Source organism: Microbacterium sp. Leaf179, from assembly GCF_001423785.1.
Lineage (GTDB): Bacteria > Actinomycetota > Actinomycetes > Actinomycetales > Microbacteriaceae > Microbacterium.
The window spans coordinates 1-16,396 of sequence record NZ_LMPH01000001.1; the positions used below are offsets into that span (position 1 = coordinate 1).

At 71.0% G+C, this 16,396-nt stretch carries 16 protein-coding genes; 6 read left to right on the top strand and 10 right to left on the bottom strand.

The genetic code is table 11. From position 1 onward, the window contains the following. The first annotated feature begins 50 nt into the window (after positions 1–50). A protein-coding gene (locus ASF96_RS16285; protein ID WP_156458660.1) for an IS5 family transposase occupies positions 51–945 on the top strand; the annotation gives its coding sequence in 2 pieces (ribosomal slippage) (positions 51–401 and positions 403–945; 894 coding nt in all). A gap of 169 nt (positions 946–1,114) precedes the next feature. Here ASF96_RS16285 and ASF96_RS00015 read toward each other — a convergent pair. The 4 genes from ASF96_RS00015 to menC all read right to left on the bottom strand — a co-directional run bounded on the left by ASF96_RS00015 (position 1,115) and on the right by menC (position 5,680). Further along, on the bottom strand, positions 1,115–1,918 hold the full coding sequence (locus ASF96_RS00015; RefSeq protein ID WP_055832750.1) for an ABC transporter permease: 804 nt from the start codon (positions 1,916–1,918) through the stop codon (positions 1,115–1,117). Next, entirely contained in the window at positions 1,915–2,925 is a 1,011-nt protein-coding gene (locus tag ASF96_RS00020) for an ATP-binding cassette domain-containing protein (RefSeq protein WP_055934806.1), read from the bottom strand. Before ASF96_RS00020 ends, ASF96_RS00015 begins: the two co-directional genes overlap by 4 nt. Before the next feature lie 155 nt (positions 2,926–3,080). After that, a complete protein-coding gene (locus ASF96_RS00025; protein WP_055934809.1) occupies positions 3,081–4,469 on the bottom strand; it encodes a glycine--tRNA ligase in 1,389 nt (462 codons plus the stop codon). 77 nt (positions 4,470–4,546) lie between these two features. Continuing rightward, complete coding sequence (menC, locus tag ASF96_RS00030) at positions 4,547–5,680, bottom strand: o-succinylbenzoate synthase (protein WP_055934812.1); 1,134 nt, start codon at positions 5,678–5,680, stop codon at positions 4,547–4,549. A gap of 93 nt (positions 5,681–5,773) precedes the next feature. Between menC and ASF96_RS00035 the strand changes: the two genes are divergently transcribed. Then, positions 5,774–6,538 (top strand): SDR family oxidoreductase, encoded by a 765-nt coding sequence (locus ASF96_RS00035; protein WP_055934816.1) that lies wholly within the window; start codon positions 5,774–5,776, stop codon positions 6,536–6,538. A gap of 5 nt (positions 6,539–6,543) precedes the next feature. Then, entirely contained in the window at positions 6,544–6,753 is a 210-nt protein-coding gene (locus tag ASF96_RS00040) for a hypothetical protein (RefSeq protein WP_055832745.1), read from the top strand. 12 nt (positions 6,754–6,765) lie between these two features. Here the strand turns inward: ASF96_RS00040 and ASF96_RS00045 are convergent, their stop codons facing one another. Beyond that, positions 6,766–7,452 carry a GNAT family N-acetyltransferase gene (locus ASF96_RS00045; protein ID WP_055934819.1) on the bottom strand — a complete coding sequence of 229 codons (687 nt, stop codon included), beginning with the start codon at positions 7,450–7,452 and terminating at the stop codon, positions 6,766–6,768. Between the two features lie 174 nt (positions 7,453–7,626). Here ASF96_RS00045 and ASF96_RS00055 point away from each other — a divergent pair, with 174 nt between their 5' ends. Continuing rightward, complete coding sequence (locus ASF96_RS00055) at positions 7,627–8,031, top strand: hypothetical protein (protein ID WP_055934826.1); 405 nt, start codon at positions 7,627–7,629, stop codon at positions 8,029–8,031. A 41-nt stretch (positions 8,032–8,072) separates the two neighbouring features. On the opposite strand, the gene ASF96_RS00060 is transcribed toward ASF96_RS00055, so the two are convergent. Further along, entirely contained in the window at positions 8,073–9,401 is a 1,329-nt protein-coding gene (locus ASF96_RS00060) for an MFS transporter (RefSeq protein WP_055934829.1), read from the bottom strand. A gap of 202 nt (positions 9,402–9,603) precedes the next feature. On the opposite strand from ASF96_RS00060, the gene purU reads away from it, so the two are divergent. Further along, complete coding sequence (gene purU, locus ASF96_RS00065) at positions 9,604–10,485, top strand: formyltetrahydrofolate deformylase (protein ID WP_055833210.1); 882 nt, start codon at positions 9,604–9,606, stop codon at positions 10,483–10,485. 161 nt (positions 10,486–10,646) lie between these two features. Here purU and ASF96_RS00070 read toward each other — a convergent pair whose 3' ends face one another. From ASF96_RS00070 to ASF96_RS00085, 4 genes are all read right to left on the bottom strand, one after another. Beyond that, on the bottom strand, positions 10,647–11,537 hold the full coding sequence (locus ASF96_RS00070) for an FHA domain-containing protein (protein ID WP_055934832.1): 891 nt from the start codon (positions 11,535–11,537) through the stop codon (positions 10,647–10,649). A gap of 14 nt (positions 11,538–11,551) precedes the next feature. Further along, the gene (locus ASF96_RS00075; RefSeq protein WP_055832739.1) at positions 11,552–11,824 is read right to left on the bottom strand and encodes a hypothetical protein; all 273 of its coding nucleotides are present in this window, start codon (positions 11,822–11,824) and stop codon (positions 11,552–11,554) included. 109 nt (positions 11,825–11,933) lie between these two features. Further along, entirely contained in the window at positions 11,934–12,899 is a 966-nt protein-coding gene (locus ASF96_RS00080; RefSeq protein ID WP_070409946.1) for a serine hydrolase, read from the bottom strand. A gap of 48 nt (positions 12,900–12,947) precedes the next feature. Beyond that, positions 12,948–14,927: a M13 family metallopeptidase gene (locus ASF96_RS00085; RefSeq protein WP_055934836.1), complete on the bottom strand. Its 1,980-nt coding sequence runs from the start codon at positions 14,925–14,927 to the stop codon at positions 12,948–12,950. Positions 14,928–15,026: 99 nt separating this feature from the next. On the opposite strand from ASF96_RS00085, the gene ASF96_RS00090 reads away from it, so the two are divergent. Beyond that, positions 15,027–16,355 (top strand): MATE family efflux transporter, encoded by a 1,329-nt coding sequence (locus tag ASF96_RS00090; protein ID WP_055934839.1) that lies wholly within the window; start codon positions 15,027–15,029, stop codon positions 16,353–16,355. The last annotated feature ends 41 nt before the right edge of the window (positions 16,356–16,396 follow it).

Sequence of the window (16,396 nt, forward strand, 5' to 3'; positions counted from 1 at the left end):
CTAGGGCGTGTCTGATAAATAGTTCGGTGGTGTGCTGAGATGCTGTGTTCATGTCGCGGTTTCAGGTGCTCTCGGATGCTCAGTGGTCGTTGATCGAGGGAATGCTGCCGCGGCCGACGGGGCGTAAGGGAAGGCCGTTCTCTGATGCCCGCGCGATGGTCGAGGCGATCGTGTATCGGTATCGGTGTGGAATTGCGTGGCGGGATCTTCCCGAGGTCTTCGGGCCGTGGCAGACGGTCTGGACGTGGCATCGGCGGATGGCCAGTGATGGCACGTGGGACGGGGTTCTCGCGAGGTTGACTGCCGCGGCTGATGCGGCGGGGCTGGTCGATTGGTCGCTGTCGGTGGATTCGACGATCGCCCGGGCGCATCAGCACGCGACGAACACGACCCGTCTCACAGGGGGCTGGATCGAGTTACAAGAATCTGCGAGTCGAGCCGCCTGATCACGGCATCGGCCGGTCACGCGGCGGGCTGTCGACCAAGATCCACCAGCTCGTCGATGGGCACGGGCTTCCGTTGGTGACGTTGATCACTCCCGGCCAGGCCGGGGACTCACCGATGCTCCTGCCCCTGCTGACCCAGCTGCGCGTCGGCCGTGACCTCGGCCGGCCCCGCACCCGACCCAATGCCGTTCGGGGCGACAAGGCCTATTCGTCGAGAGCGATCCGTGGCCACCTCCGCGACCGCGGGATCAAGGCTGTGATCCCCGAGCCCAACGATCAGAAGGGCCACCGCAAACGGCGCGGCTCTCGCGGCGGCCGCCCCGTCGCACTCGACGCGAGTGACTACCGGAACCGGAACGTCATCGAGCGCCGCTTCTGCCATCTGAAGCAATGGCGAGGACTCGCCACTCGCTACGACAAACACGCCACCATCTATCGCGCGGCGGTCCTACTCCACGCCGTCATCGCCTGGACCCAGCAATTATCAGACACGCCCTAGTCGAGCAGGGCCGTGAGGGCGCACGCCGGCATCGACGCGCGCCCGAGGTCGGGTCAGGCCTGGAAGCCCTCCGNCTCGCCACTCGCTACGACAAACACGCCACCATCTATCGCGCGGCGGTCCTACTCCACGCCGTCATCGCCTGGACCCAGCAATTATCAGACACGCCCTAGGCCTTGCGCATGTAGGCGCGCACCGTGAGCGGGGCGAAGACCGCCACGATCACCGCGGCGCCGAGCAGCGACACGAGCACGTCGGAGCCGACGACGCCGTTGTTGACGAGGTCGCGCACCGCCGACACCAGGTGCGACACCGGGTTCGCGTCGACGAACCACTGCAGCCACGAGGGCATGGTGTTCGAGGGGACGAAGGCGTTCGAGAGGAACGTCAGGGGGAACAGGATCAGCATCGAGATGCCCTGGACGCTCGATGCACTGCGCGCGATGACGCCGAAGAAGGCGAAGATCCAGCTGATCGCCCACGAGCAGACGATGACGAGCAGTCCCGCAGCGACCACGGCCCAGAGCCCCCCGGCCGGACGGAAACCCATCAGGTAGCCCATCGCGAAGGTGATCGTGGTGGCGATCGCGTAGCGGACGGTGTCGGCCAGCAGGGCGCCCGACAGCGGCGCGATGCGCGCGATCGGGAGCGAGCGGAACCGGTCGAACACGCCCTTGTCCATGTCTTCGCGCAACTGCGTCCCCGTCACGACCGAGGTCGTGATCACGGTCTGCACGAGGATGCCCGGAATGATGATGGGCAGGTAGTTCTGCACGTCGCCGGCGATCGCCCCACCGAAGATGTACGTGAACATCAGGGTGAACAGGATCGGCTGCACCGTGACGTCGATGAGCTGCTCGGGCGTGCGGCGGATCTTCAGCAGACCGCGGCCCGCCATCGTGAGGGTGTTCTGGACGGTCTGGGCGAGACCCGCGGTGCGGGGCAGGTCGCGCGAGAGGGTGAGGGCGCTCATGCGCGGACTCCTTCGAGAGGGGCGGCGCTCTCGTGCGCGCCGGCGTCGTCGGCCGGCACTCCGGCGCCGGTCAGGGTGAGGAAGACCTCGTCGAGGGTGGGCTGCTGCACGCTGAACTCGCTCAGGTGCACGCCCGCCTCGCGGAAGGCCACGAGCAGATCGGTGACCCGGTCGGGGTCGGACATCGGCACGGTGAGGCGCGCCGCCTCGGGCGAGACGATCGCCGTCGCGTCGAGCACCCGGGCCACGGTCGTGCGGGCGAGGTCGAGGTCGGAACCGGGCTGTAGCCGCAGCACGAGCGAGGCCTGACCGACCGACGCCTTCAGCTCGAGGGCCGTGCCCTCGGCGACGACGCGGCCGCGGTCGATGACGGCGATGCGGTCGGCCAGCTGGTCGGCCTCGTCGAGGTACTGGGTGGTGAGCACGACGGTGGAACCCGACGACACGAGCCGCCGGATCGTGTCCCACATCTGCCCGCGGGTGCGGGGGTCGAGGCCCGTGGTGGGCTCGTCGAGGAAGATGAGCGGCGGCTGGGCGATGAGGGAGGCCGCGAGGTCGAGCCGGCGACGCATGCCGCCCGAGAACTTCGCCAGGGGGCGGGAGGCCGCCTCGGTCAGGCCGAACTCCTCGAGCAGGTCGCTCGCCTTGCGGCGCGCATCGCGGCGCGAGAGGCCGAGCAGCCGGCCGAAGATCATGAGGTTCTCGGTGGCCGAGAGCTTCTCGTCGACCGAGGCGAACTGCCCGGTCAGGCCGATGAGCTGGCGCACGACGTGGGGCTCTCGAGCGACGTCGTGGCCGAAGATCTCGGCGCGACCGCCGTCGGGACGCAGCAGCGTCGTGAGCATGCTGATGGTGGTGGTCTTGCCGGCGCCGTTGGGGCCGAGCACGCCGTAGACGGTGCCCGCCTCGACGACGAGATCGACGCCGTCGACGGCCCGGTTCGAGCCGAACGTCTTGACGAGGCCCTCGGCGCGGACCGCCGGGACGCGGGTGGATGAAGTGGTCATGACGCAAGAATGCGCCGGGGGCTCTGTCGCGCCCCTGTCACGGGGACGGGAACGCTGTCACGGCACTGTCGCGGCGCTGTCACGGAACCCTTAAACGACGAGACCGGATGCCGCGACCTCGAGGTCGCGGCATCCGGTCATTCGTGCGTGAGGGGTCAGGCTCCGCGCAGGCGCTCGGCGAGGTAGCCGTGCAGGGCGTCGAGGCCGATGCGCTCCTGGCCCATCGTGTCGCGGTCGCGCACGGTCACGGCGTTGTCGTCGAGCGAGTCGAAGTCGACCGTGACGCAGAACGGGGTGCCGATCTCGTCCTGACGGCGGTAGCGGCGGCCGATGGCGCCGGCGTCGTCGAAGTCGATGTTCCACCCGGCCGCACGCAGCGTGTCGGCGACCTCGCGCGCCAGCGGCGACAGGCGCTCGTTGCGCGAGAGCGGCAGCACGGCGACCTTGACGGGCGCGAGGCGCGGGTCGAGCTTGAGCACCGTGCGGGTGTCGGTGCCGCCCTTGGCGTTGGGCACCTCTTCTTCGCGGTAGGCGTCGACGAGGAACGCCATCATGGCGCGCGTCAGACCGAACGAGGGCTCGATCACGTACGGCGTGTACTTCTCGCCCGAGGCCTGGTCGAAGAAGGTGAGCGACTGGCCCGACGCCTCGGAGTGGCTCTTGAGGTCGTAGTCGGTGCGGTTGGCGACGCCCATGAGCTCGCCCCACTCCTTGCCCGGGAAGCCGAAGCGGTACTCGACGTCGATCGTGCCGGCGGAGTAGTGCGCGCGGTCGTCCTCGGGAACGTCGAAACGCTTCATGTTCTCGGGATCGATCCCGAGGTCGAGGAACCAGTTCCAGCACGCCTCGACCCAGTGCTCGAACCACTCGTTCGCCTCGGCGGGCGGCGTGAAGTACTCGATCTCCATCTGCTCGAACTCGCGCGTGCGGAAGATGAAGTTTCCGGGGGTGATCTCGTTGCGGAACGCCTTGCCGACCTGGCCGACGCCGAACGGGGGCTTGCGACGGGATGCCGTGAGCACGTTCGAGAAGTTCACGAAGATGCCCTGGGCGGTCTCGGGACGCAGGAAGTACAGGCCCGACTCGTCGTCGACGACCCCGAGGTAGGTCTTCACCAGGCCCGAGAACGACTTCGGCTCGGTGTACTGCCCCTTGTTGCCGCAGTTGGGGCAGGGCACGTCGGCCAGACCGTTCTCGGCCGCGCGGCCCTTGCGCGCCTCGAAGTCCTCGATGAGCGTGTCGGCGCGGAAGCGCTTATGGCAGCTGAGGCACTCCACCAGCGGGTCGGTGAAGGTCGCGACGTGCCCCGAGGCCTCCCAGACCCGCTTGGGCAGGATGATGCTCGAGTCGAGCCCGACCATGTCGCCGCGCCCGCGCACGAACGTCTGCCACCACTGCCGGCGGATGTTCTCTTTGAGCTCGGTGCCGAGGGGGCCGTAGTCCCACGCGGAGCGGGAACCGCCGTAGATCTCACCGGCCTGGAAGACGAACCCGCGGTGGCGGGCGAGGGCGATGACCTTGTCGAGGCGGGACTGTTCGGCCACGGTGGCTCCAATGGTCGGGAAAGCTGTGGGGATGCGGCGCGAGTGCGCCGCTCCAGTTTATCGAGCGTCGGCCCTGCTCACCGTGTGAGCCTCTCGCGGCGCACGGTGAAGCGCTCCAGCGCCGCCGTGTCGATCTCGACGCCGAGGCCCGGACCGGTCGGCACGCGCACGTGTCCGTCGTCGAGCACGGCGGGTTCGGTGACGATGTCGTGCTCGTAGAAGCGGGCGGATGCCGAGATGTCGCCGGGCAGCGTGAAGCCCGGCAGGGCCGCGAGGGCGGCGTTGGCGGCACGGCCGATGCCCGTCTCGAGCATGCCGCCGCACCAGACGGCGATGCCGGCGTCACGGCACAGGTCGTGCACCGCGACGGCCTCGAGATACCCGCCGATCCGACCCGCCTTGACGTTGATGATCGACCCCGAGCCCAGCGCCAGGGCGTCGGCCGCCGCCTTCGCCGACACGATCGACTCGTCGAGGCAGACGGGGGTCCGCAACCGCGCGGCGAGCGTCGCGTGGTCGACGAGGTCGTCTTCCTGCAGAGGTTGCTCGATGAGCAGCAGGTCGAAGCGGTCCAGTTCGGCGAGGGTGTCGGCATCCTGCAGCGTGTAGGCCGAGTTCGCGTCGACCTGCAGCGGGATCGATCCGAAGGCCGCGCGCACGGCGGCCGTGTCGGCGAGGTCGCGCCCCGGTTTGATCTTGATCTTGATGCGCACGTAGCCCTCGTCGAGGTACCCGCCGACGACGTCGACGAGCGCCGCGGGGTCGCGCTGGATGCCGACCGAGACGCCCGAAGGCACGCGGTCCTTCTCGGCGCCGAGGTACTGCCCGAAGCTGCGCCCCTCGTCGCGCAGGGCGGCGTCGATCACCGCGAGCTCGAGTCCCGCCTTGGCCATGCGGTGCCCGACGAACGGACGCAGGATGCCGGGGACCTCTTCGGGCGCGAAGGCGCGGCGCTCCAGCAACGCCGGCGCCAGGTACCTCGCCAGCACGTCCCACGCGCTCGCGGTGTACTCGCTGGAGTACAGCGGCGCAGCCATGGTCACCACCTCGCCCCACCCCCGCCCGTCGGGGGTCTCCGCCGCGACGACGATCACCTCGCGCACGGTCTCGGTGCCGAACGACGTCGTGAAGGGCGAGACGAGCGGGATCTGCAGCACGCGCAGCTCGATGGCGTCCAGGGTCACGGGGGCGGCGGCGCGGGTGAGCGGCATGAGGGCAGGGTAGCCGGGCCGGGACCGTAACGCCCGCGTCCGACGCTGGCAAGGCCGCCGACCGTGCCGGGGCGCACGCGTAGCGTCGGTCGCATGAGCGACTTCACCCCGCGCCACGCGATTGTCACCGGCTCCGACTCGGGCATCGGTGCCGCCACCGCCCTCGCCCTGGCCGACGCCGGCATCGACGTCGCGATCACCTACCACTCCGACAAGGACGGCGCCGAAGAGACCGCCGAGGCCGTCCGCGGCCGCGGCGCCCGCGCGATCGTCGCGCAGTTCGACGCCACCGACTTCGACTCCGTCCCCGACGCCGTGAACGCGGGCGGCGGCATCGGGGGCACGTTCCTCGACCTCGACCTGAAGACCTGGCGCACCGACATCGCCCTCAACCTCGACGGAGCGTTCCTCGCCCTGCACACCGCGGCCCGCCGCATGGTGCAGGCCGGTAGCGGCGGTCGTCTCATCGCGGTGTCGAGCGTGCACGAGCACCAGCCCCGCGTGGGCTCCGCCCCCTACGTCGCCGCCAAGCACGGTCTCGGCGGCCTGATCAAGACGATGGCGCTCGAACTCGGCCAGTACGGCATCACCGCGAACGCCGTCGCCCCGGGCGAGATCGCGACGCCGATCAACGACATGTCGGCCGACGACGCGGAGCGCACGCATCGCCCGGGCATCCCCCTCGGCCGCCCCGGCAAGCCGAGCGAGGTGGCCGACGTGATCCGCTTCCTGGCCTCGCCCTCGGGATCGTACGTCTCGGGCGCCAGCTGGGTCGTCGACGGCGGAATGCTGCAGATGGGCCCGCAGGCGGGCTCCCACATGGAGTCGGACGCCTGGCGTTCGGCGGGCGAGGAGTGAGCGCGATGAGCGACGAGAAGAGCTTCGAAGAGAACCGTCACGACCAGTTGACGAGCGCACCGAAGGCGACCGAAGAAGACGCCGCCCCGCGTTTCGACGTCACCGAGCACGACGGGGTCACGCGCATCGACGTGCGCGACGACGCGGCCGTGCGCCCGGGCCCCGGTCAGGGCGATCCGGCGGCCGAGAAGGACACCCCGATCACCGAGCAGTGACCCGTCCGCGCGTCACCGCACGATGAGGTACCCGCGGCGATCGAAACCGCCGATGCGGTGACCGGACGCCCGGTGCTCCCGCAGTTCGTCGCGCACGCGCACGCGCCACTCGGCGGCGGCCACCGGGTCGCTGCGGCGCAGCCCCGCGGCGTCGTCGGGCACGGCCACCGTGGCGAGGATCTCGGCATCCGCGGGGGTCGGTGCGGGCGGCTCGGCGAGCGCCCACGCGACCATGAGGCGGTCGGACTCGTCGCCGCGGTTCACGGCGTCGTCCATCTCGCCGTACTGGTTGACGAGGTAGTCGGTGACGCGAGCGCCGAGCACGGCCAGGTTGAAGTGGGCGTTGCGCGCGACGAGCGGGTCGAAGGTCCAGGTGATGTGCCCGACGCCGCGCTCCAGCGCCCAGGCGCGCTGATGCTCTTTCAGCTGACGACCGAGGCCGCGGCCCTGGTACCCGGGCACGATGCCGGTGATGTGCGAGTGCATCGAGCGTTCGGCGGGCGGTGCGAAGAACGCCGCCGACGCGCCGACCATGCGATCGCCGTCGAACAGGCCCACCACGTAGTTGCCCGCGTGCTCGAGGGCGCGCAGGATGTTCGCCGGCATCGTTCCGCGCTCGCCCCACACCTCGTCGAGTACCCCCGCGGCCCGGTGGATGCCGTCGATGTCGTCCAGCGTGCGGATGTCGATCGCGCTCATGCTCCGAGTCTCGCACCGGGTCCGCCGGGTGCGTGCCGGGGAAACCCCGTCGGGGCGTGACGATTCCGCCGCCCGGCACGTCTCCTCCGTGACGACACCGTCACCTTCACGAGAGGACATCGACATGGCATCCACGATCATCGACTCCCGCGTCACGTCGCTCGAGGTGCACCCGTGAGGCGCGTGACCTCGGGTGCCCGTCGCCGGCCCCGCGGCGTGTTCATCGCCACCGGCGTGGGTGCGGCCCTCACGGTGATGATCGCCCTGGCGCTGTACCTGCCCCTCGTCGGCTTCCTCGCCGCGACCACGGCCGGCACGGCGGGCCTCGTTCCGTTCCCCGTCGGCGGTGTCGCCCTCGCGACCCTGCTCGGCGTCGTCGTGGCCGCGGGCGCCCTGCTGGTGGCGGTCACGCGCCGCCGCGTCTGGCTCGCGTGGACCTTCGCGGTCGTCGCCGTGCTCGCCGCCCTCGCGACGACCGTGTATCCCCTCGTCGCGGTGGCCGTCGGTTCGGCCGACCGGGCCTACGACGTGGTGCCGCTGCTCATCGACCTCTGGCAGCGGGTGACCGGCCTGGGCTGACCGGAGCGATCCGTCCTCCCCTTCCGGCCTCGCCGCGGGCGTCAGCGCGGCAGCTTGTCGAACCCGCCCACGTGACGGATCGTGCGCCCGCGCTCGACGGCGATCGCGATCCCCCCGACGAGCCACAGCGGCACCTGGGTGAGGAACGCCAGGCGGAAGGCATCCAGCGAGTAGGTCGCCGGGGTCCCCGCCCCCTGCACGTCCATCGCGACGCCGATGAACAGGATCGCGAGGAGCGCGGCGAGGAAGCCGCCGCCGTTCACGATGCCCGTCGCGGTGCTGAGCCGGTGGCTGGGAGTGAAGGTGCGCGCGTGGTCGAACGCGATCATCGAGGCGGGTCCCCCGGTCGACAGCGCGAACATCAGCACGATCAGCAGCCACACCGGGGCGGGCCCCGGCCAGGCGATCACGGCGATCCACACCAGCGCTTGGAACACCACGACCGGGAGCACGAGCCAGCGCGAACGACGGGTGGGATGCCGACTCGACAACGCGCCGATGACCGGACCGCACACGATGCCGAACAGCACGAGCGTCGTCATGATCAACGACGCCGTCGCCGCCGGCAGCCCCTCGCCCGCGGTGAGGAACGGGAAGCCCCAGAGCAGCATGAACGCCGTTCCCGCGAAGGGGGTGGCGAAGTGCGACCAGAAGCCGAGGCGGGTGCCGGGGTGCGCCCACGACTCGCGGAACCCCTGCCGCAGGTCGGCCGCCGAGGTCACGACCCGGATCGCGCCGGTCTGCGTGTCGACCGAGGTGTCGACCGGGTCGGTACGACGCTCGGGCGGGCGGTTGCGGATGATCGCGTACGTCAGCACCGCGAACAGCACCCCGAGTCCCGCGACGCTGCCGAAGGCGACGCTCCAGCTCGTGGCGTGCAGCAGCGCGGCGAGCGGCACCACGGCGATGATCTGGCCGAACTGGCCGATGATGCCGGTGAGCTGCACCAGCAGCGGCGCGCGTTGCGCCGGGAACCACGTCGCGATCACGCGCAGCACGCTGGGGAAGATGGCGGCGTCGCCCGCCCCGATCAGCACGCGGGCCAGGATGCCGATCCCCACCGCATCGGCGAACGCCATCACCAGCTGGCCGAGCGCCATGAGCACCATGCCGATCGCGATCATGGGCCGCGCGCCGAAGCGGTCGAGCAGCAGGCCCACCGGGATCTGCATGGCGCCGTAGACGAAGAGTTGGATGACGGCGAACATCGACAGCGCCGACGCGTCGGCGTGGAAGCGGGTGGCGGCATCGACGCCCACGGCCGAGAGCGACGTGCGGTTGACGATCGAGACGACGTAGGCGAGCAGGCCGACGCCCCACAGCACCCAGGTGCGCCACCCCGGCCGGTCGAGGCGCAGGGCGTTGTTCACGTCTCCCAGGCTAGCCCCGCCCGCCGACATCGAGGCTGGTGCGGTCAGCCCAGCGCACCGGGGCGCGATCGGTGCACCGGGGCGCAGCGGGGCGCGATCGGTGCACCGGGGCGCACGGTGACCGCCCCGCTGCACGAACAGCGCCCCGCTGTGCGCCGCAACCGTGGTCGGGGACCGCGTCGGCGCACGGCAGAATGGTCCGATGGTCTCCGCGAGCCCCCACCTGCAGCCCGATCACGCGTGTCTCATCGTGCACGGCAGTGACACCCCCGGCATCATCGCCGCCGTCTCGGCCCTCATCGCGCGACAGGGCGGCAACGTCGTCGCCTTCGACCAGTACTCCGACCAGCTGCGCGGCGGCGCGTACTTCCAGCGCGTGGTGTTCCACCGCCCCGACCTGCCCGCGGCCCTGCCCGAGATCGAGGCCGACCTCGCGAAGACGCTCGGCGACGGCTTCGAGCTCGAGTGGACCCTCACCGACCTCTCGACGCCGAAGCGCATGGCGATCCTGTCGTCGAAGCAGGACCACTGCCTCCTCGACCTGCTGTGGCGTCACCGCCGTGGCGACCTGCCCGTGAGCATCCCCATGGTGGTGTCGAACCACACCTCCTCGGCCGACGACGTGCGCTCGTTCGGCGTTCCGTTCTTCCACGTCCCCTCGACGCCCGGGCCCGACAAGTCGGCATCCGAGGCCCGCATCCTCGAGCTGCTCGTCGGCAACGTCGACTTCATCGTGCTGGCGCGGTACATGCAGATCCTCTCGCCCGACTTCCTCGAGAAGATCGGGGTGCCGGTGATCAACATCCACCACTCGTTCCTGCCGGCCTTCATCGGCGCGGAGCCGTACAAGAAGGCAAAGCAGCGCGGGGTCAAGCTCATCGGTGCGACCTCGCACTACGTCACGAGCGACCTCGACGAGGGTCCGATCATCGAGCAGGACACGGTGCGCGTCACGCACGCCGACTCGGCGGCCGAGCTCGCCCGTCGCGGCGCCGACGTCGAACGCCAGGTGCTCTCGCGCGCGGTCCTGTGGCACGCCGAAGACCGCGTGCTGCGCGACGGGAACCACACGATCGTCTTCTGACGCGGTCGGGCGAGGCGGCGTCGCTACCGCCACGCCCGACCGAGGACGCATTCGTTCGTCGAGACCGCATCCGATCGAGCGCACTCACGTGCGGCCTCGACGAACGGATGCGTCCTCGACGAACGGATGCCGCTTCGACGGCGCCCAGCCCGTCCACCGTCTCAGTCGGGATCGCTCGCGCGGCTGAGCGGGCCGCTCCCACCCCGCGGCGGCTGCTTGCGCTGACGCGCCAGCTCGCCGCCGACGCGCCCGCCGTACGGTCGGCCGTGGTCGGCGAACTCAGCGCGGAAGTAGGCGAGCCGCCAGTCGCCCAGCTCGATACGCGCACCGGTGCGCAGGATGCGCCCGCCGCGGTCACGACCCGGGCCCTGCTCCCGAGCCCCGCCGCCCCCGACCTCGTCGAAGCCGTACAGCACGTACTCGTCGTCGCCCTCGTGGCGGATCTCGGCGTGCACCGGCGCCAGGCCGGGCAGGCGCAGGTCGACCTCTTCACCCGAACCGATCACGGTCTTCTCGGGCAGCAGGTCGAACTCGCGCGGCCGCGAGCCGTCCCACGTCGCGTCGCCGACCGCGAAGATCAGGCGCGGCCGCCCCGAGCCGGGCGTGTAGTGCGTCGTGGTGATGCGGCGACGTACCGTGCGGTTGACGGTGGGAACCAGCGGCATCGGGGTGCCCGGCGGGATCGGGAAGACCGACCCCCGACCGTTCCGTTTCATCAGCAGCGGTGCCACCGCCGCGACCGAACCCAGCCGGATGTGCGCCGACCCCGTGACCGCCCGCTGCAGCACGCTGCGCTTGACGTCGCCGAGGTGCAGGATCGGACCGTCGGGCCCCTCCACGCGCACCGAGATGCCCCGGGATGCCAGGGCGTCGGCCAAGGTGGACAGCTCACCCAGGGTGCGCCGACCGCGGCCCGGCAGGCGCGAGGGGTCGCTCACGAAGACGCGCACCTCGGAGCCCGCGGCGGTCACCGTGCCCTCGAACGGAGGCGACCCGGCATCCTCCGTCTCGTCGCGCTCCGAGAAGGCGAGGTCGATGTCGAGACGCACCATGACGGCGCCGCCCCTCAGCTGCCGCGGTGCGGGTCGGACCCGGCCGCGGTGTCGTCGCTCGTCGTGACGCGCAGGGTGCCGTTGAGCTTCCAGGTCGCGCGCGGGGCGTCGGGGCCGATGTCGCGGGGAACCTCGACGGTCATGTCGACGAACGAGTAGTTGACGGCCGCTCCGCGACCGGTCAGGTACGACCACATCTCGCGACCGAGGTCGGTCCAGTCGGTGATGGAGTGGCCCTCGGGGCCGGCGTTGTCGGCGAACGGGTCGGTGGTGGAGGAGTCGGACATGGCCCCGGTCCCTTCTTTCGTGTGGAGGCCAATAGCGTCCCAGCGACCCTCCGCACCGGGGAAGGGATTGCGTTCGCGCGCCCGGTGGGGGAGCATTCTTCGCCGCCCGTCAGTACACGTACTCCATGAGCTCGACACCCAGCACGCGGAAGGCGTCGTGCGCCCGCAGACGGTGGGCGATCGAGAGGTCGTCGAAGTTGACGATCAGCGCGAACGCGACGCCCGCGCGCGGTCCGCCCAAGACGCCGGCCTCGGCGCGCACGCCCGCCGCGCGACCCGTCTTGTTGACGAACAGCAGACCGTGCTGATCGTTCTCGTGGGCGAAGGGATCGAGGCCGGTGGCGGATGCCACGAGCGACAGGTCGTGGTTCAGGCTCAGCCACTCCGCGACCTGCGCGCTGACCCCCGGCGACACGATGGTCGAGTTCACCAGACCGGCGAACACGTGCGCCATCTCGCGCGCCGTGGACAGGGCCAGATGGGGGGCGTCATCGGGTCCGCGGGCGTCGCGAAAACGGTCGAGCAGCGCCGTGCGCCGCAGGCCCAGCTGTTCGACCCGCGCCCGCACCGATTGCAGCCCCACCCGGTGCACGAGGGCATTGACCGCCAGAGCGTCGCCCGACGACGCGGCCAACGCCGCGAGATCGGCCACGGGCAGCGCCGGGGCCTTGAGGTGCTGCCAGACCCCGCCCTGGGCGGCGTCGTGCACCGACGCGCGGTCGACGATCTCGAGCGGGTCGAGGCGCCCCGCCTCGATCGCGGCGGCGACCTCGATCAGCAGCGGCACCACGCCGAGACCGCCGACGGGCAGCGTCACGAAGTCGTCGCCCGAGAGCACCTCCGCCCCACCGTCGAGATCGTCGATGCGCACCGAGACCTTGGCCCCCGACGCCGCCAGCTCGTCGAGCGAGCGCAGCGTCGCCGTGAACGACCGACGACCGGCCGCGGCGCGACGCGGGAGGCGCTTGGGCCCCTTGCGTCCCGCTCCGCGGAGGGCGGGGGCGTCGCGACGAGACGACGACTCCACCGGCCCGCCGACGGGGTCGGGCACGGCGGGCTCGGGAACCGGGGGCATGCCCACGAGCGTGGCTCCTTCCGGGTCAGGAGGGCAACAAACGCGACCTCACCAAATGGTGACGCGCTGGTCGGCGTCGAGCCAGAGGGCGTCGCCCTCGGTGACTCCGAACGCCTCGTAGAATGCGTCGATGTTACGCACGATCTGATTGCAGCGGAACTCGTTCGGCGAGTGCGGGTCGATGGTGAGCAGCCGGATCGTCTCGGCGTCGCGCCCCTTCTGCTGCCAGATCTGAGCCCAGCTCAGCAGCAGACGCTGGATGCCGGTGAACCCGTCGACGTCGGGGCCCTCACCCGCCGTCTCGCCCTGTCCCTCGAGGAAGAGGCGGTATGCCGCGATCGCGATGCCGAGGCCGCCCAGGTCGCCGATGTTCTCGCCGATGGTGAGGGCGCCGTTGACGTGGTGCTCGTGGGCGAGGCCCTGCGGCACGAGCGCGTCGTACTGGGCGATGAGGGCCTTGGTGCGCTCCTCGAAGGCCGCGCGGTCGGCATCCGTCCACCAGTCGCGCAGCGACCCGTCACCGTCGAAACGGCTGCCCTGGTCGTCGAAGCCGTGTCCGATCTCGTGACCGATCACCGCACCGATGCCGCCGTAGTTGGCCGCGGCGTCACGGTCGGCGTCGAAGAACGGGTACTGCAGGATCGCGGCGGGGAACACGATCTCGTTCATGAGCGGGTTGTAGTACGCGTTCACGGTCTGCGGGGTCATGTACCACTCGTCGCGGTCGATCGGCTGGCCGACCTTCGCGAGCTGGCGGTCGTGCTCCCACAGGTGAGCGCGGCGTACGTTGCCGATCAGGTCGTCGGCGACGACCTCGAGCTCGCCGTAGTCCTTCCAGCGCACGGGGTAGCCGATCTTCGGCGTGAACGCGTCGAGCTTCGCGAGGGCGCGTTCGCGCGTCTCTTCGGTCATCCACTCGAGGCCGCGGATCGACCGACGGTACGCCTCGATGAGGTTGGCGACCAGGCCGTCCATGGCGTCCTTCGCCGCCGGCGGGAAGTGCCGCTCGACGTAGACCTTGCCGATCGCCTCGCCCAGGGCGGCCTCGACGAGACCCACCCCCCGCTTCCAGCGCTCGCGGTTGACCGGCACGCCCGTCAGCTGGGTGCCGTAGAAGGAGAAGTTCTCGGCGACGAAGTCGTCGGAGAGGAACGACGCCGCGGAGTGCACGATCTTGAACCGCACCCACGCCTTCCAGTCGTCCAGGCGCTCCTCGACCAGCAGCCCCCCGAGCGACTCGATGAAGCTCGGCTGGTAGACGACGACCTCGGCGAGCGCGTTCTCGTGCCCCGGCGCGACGGCGGAACGCCACGGCTCGAGGTCGAGCCCGGCCAGGGCGGCGGTGTCGTCCCACGACTTCAGGTTGTACGTCTTGACCGCGTCGCGGTTGTCTTCGCGCGACCAGTGGTGCGTGGCGATCTCGGTCTCGAGGGCGAAGACGCGGTCCGCGGATGCCGCGGCCTCGGCGACGCCGGCCAGGTCGAGCAGGCGCTCGATGTGGCCGCGGTACGCCGTGCGGGTCTCGTCGAAGTTCTCGAGGCGGTAGTAGCTCTCGTCGGGCAGCGAGATGCCGCTCTGGTACAGCACCGGGACGTAGCGGGTGGGCGCGCCGGGGTCGGGCTCGACGAACAGCGCCAGCAGACCGCTGACGCCGTCGCGCTCGAGGTCGCCGATGAGCTGCAGCAACGAGGCGATGTCGGTCACGGCGTCGACGCGCTCCAGGCGGGCCTCGATGGGCGCGCGGCCGAGCTGCTCGATGCGCTCGGTGTCCATGAAGCTCGCGAAGAGATCGCCGATCTTGCGGGCCTCGGTGCCGGGCTCGGCATCCTGCGACTCCTGCACGATGGTGCGCACGTTCGCCTCGGCCTGCTCGGCGATGAGGTGGAACGAGCCCCAGCGGGCCTTGTCGTCGGGGATCTCGGTGCGCTCCAGCCAGCGGCCGTTCACGTGGCGGAACAGGTCGTCCTGCGGGCGGATCTCGTCGCTGAGCTCTTCGAGCGCGAGACCGGAACGGAGGTTGTCGGTCATGCAGTCAGGATAAGTGCCCCACATCGGTGCGGGCTCGGAACGGCGGTCGATGACCGCACGCTCCCGGGCGGTGTCGCACCCCCGCCCTAGGCTCGGAGCGTGACCACCCGCCCACCCGAGACGCTGAACCGCGCGATCCTCAGGCTCGCCGTTCCGGCGCTGGGCGCGCTCATCGCCGAGCCGCTGTTCCTCATCGTCGACGCGGCGATGGTCGGGCACCTGGGCGTGGCGCCCCTGGCCGGTCTCGGTATCGCGGGAGCGGTGCTGCACACCGTCGTCGGACTCATGGTGTTCCTCGCGTACTCGACGACCCCCGCCGTGGCACGCCGCTTCGGCGCGGGCGAGTTCGGTCGCGCGGTCTCGGTGGGCATCGACGGCATGTGGCTCGCCGTGGGTCTCGGCGCGCTGCTCGCGGCGGTCGGCGTGCTGGCGACGCCCGCGATCGTCGACGTGTTCGGCGCCGCCCCCGACGTCGCCGAGAACGCGCGCACGTACCTGTCGATCTCGATGTGGGGCCTGCCCGCCATGCTGGTCGTGTTCGCGGCGACCGGGTTGCTCCGCGGGATGCAGAACACCGTGACGCCGCTGTGGATCGCCGGTCTCGGCTTCGGCGCCAACGCGCTGCTCAACGCCGTCTTCATCTACGGCTTCGGCTGGGGGATCGCCGGATCCGCCGCCGGAACGGTCGTGGCGCAATGGGGAATGGTCGGCGCGTACGTGCTGGTCGTGCGGCGATTGGCCCGTCGGCATTCGGCGTCCATCCGCCCCGAGCGCGCGGGGCTGAGCGGCACGGCCCGTTCGGGCGGCTGGCTGTTCCTGCGCACGGTGAGCCTGCGCGTGGCGTTCCTCGCCACCGTGGCCGTCGCGACCGGTCTGGGCTCGGCGGAGCTGGCGGGGTGGCAGATCGCGTTCACCATCTTCTCGACCGCGGCGTTCGCCCTCGACGCGCTCGCGATCGCCGCGCAGGCGCTGATCGGCAGCGCCCTGGGCGCCGGTGACTCCCCGACCGTCGGCCGGGTGCTGCGGCGCACGAGCGCCTGGGGTGTGTGGTTCGGCCTCGCCGTGGGGGCGATCGTGGCCGCCGCGTCGGGCGTGGTGGGGCTCGTCTTCACCGGCGATCCCGCGATCGCCGCCCTCATCCGGCCGGCGCTGCTCGTGCTCGCCCTGGCACAGCCGCTCGCCGCTTTCGTGTTCGTGCTCGACGGGGTGCTGATCGGCGCGGGCGACGCGCGCTACCTCGCCCTCGCGGGCGTGCTCAACCTGGTGCCGTACGTGCCCGCGCTGGTGCTCGTGGCGCTCTTCGCCGGCGGCGGCGCCACGGGGCTCGCGTGGCTGGCCGCGTCGTTCTTCGGCGTCTACATGCTCGCGCGCGCGTTCACCCTGGGGCTCCGCGTGCGCGGGCAGAGGTGGATGACGGCGGGCGGGTGACGCCCGCCCCTCGATCCCCCGGGCCGAACTCGCCGCGGAGC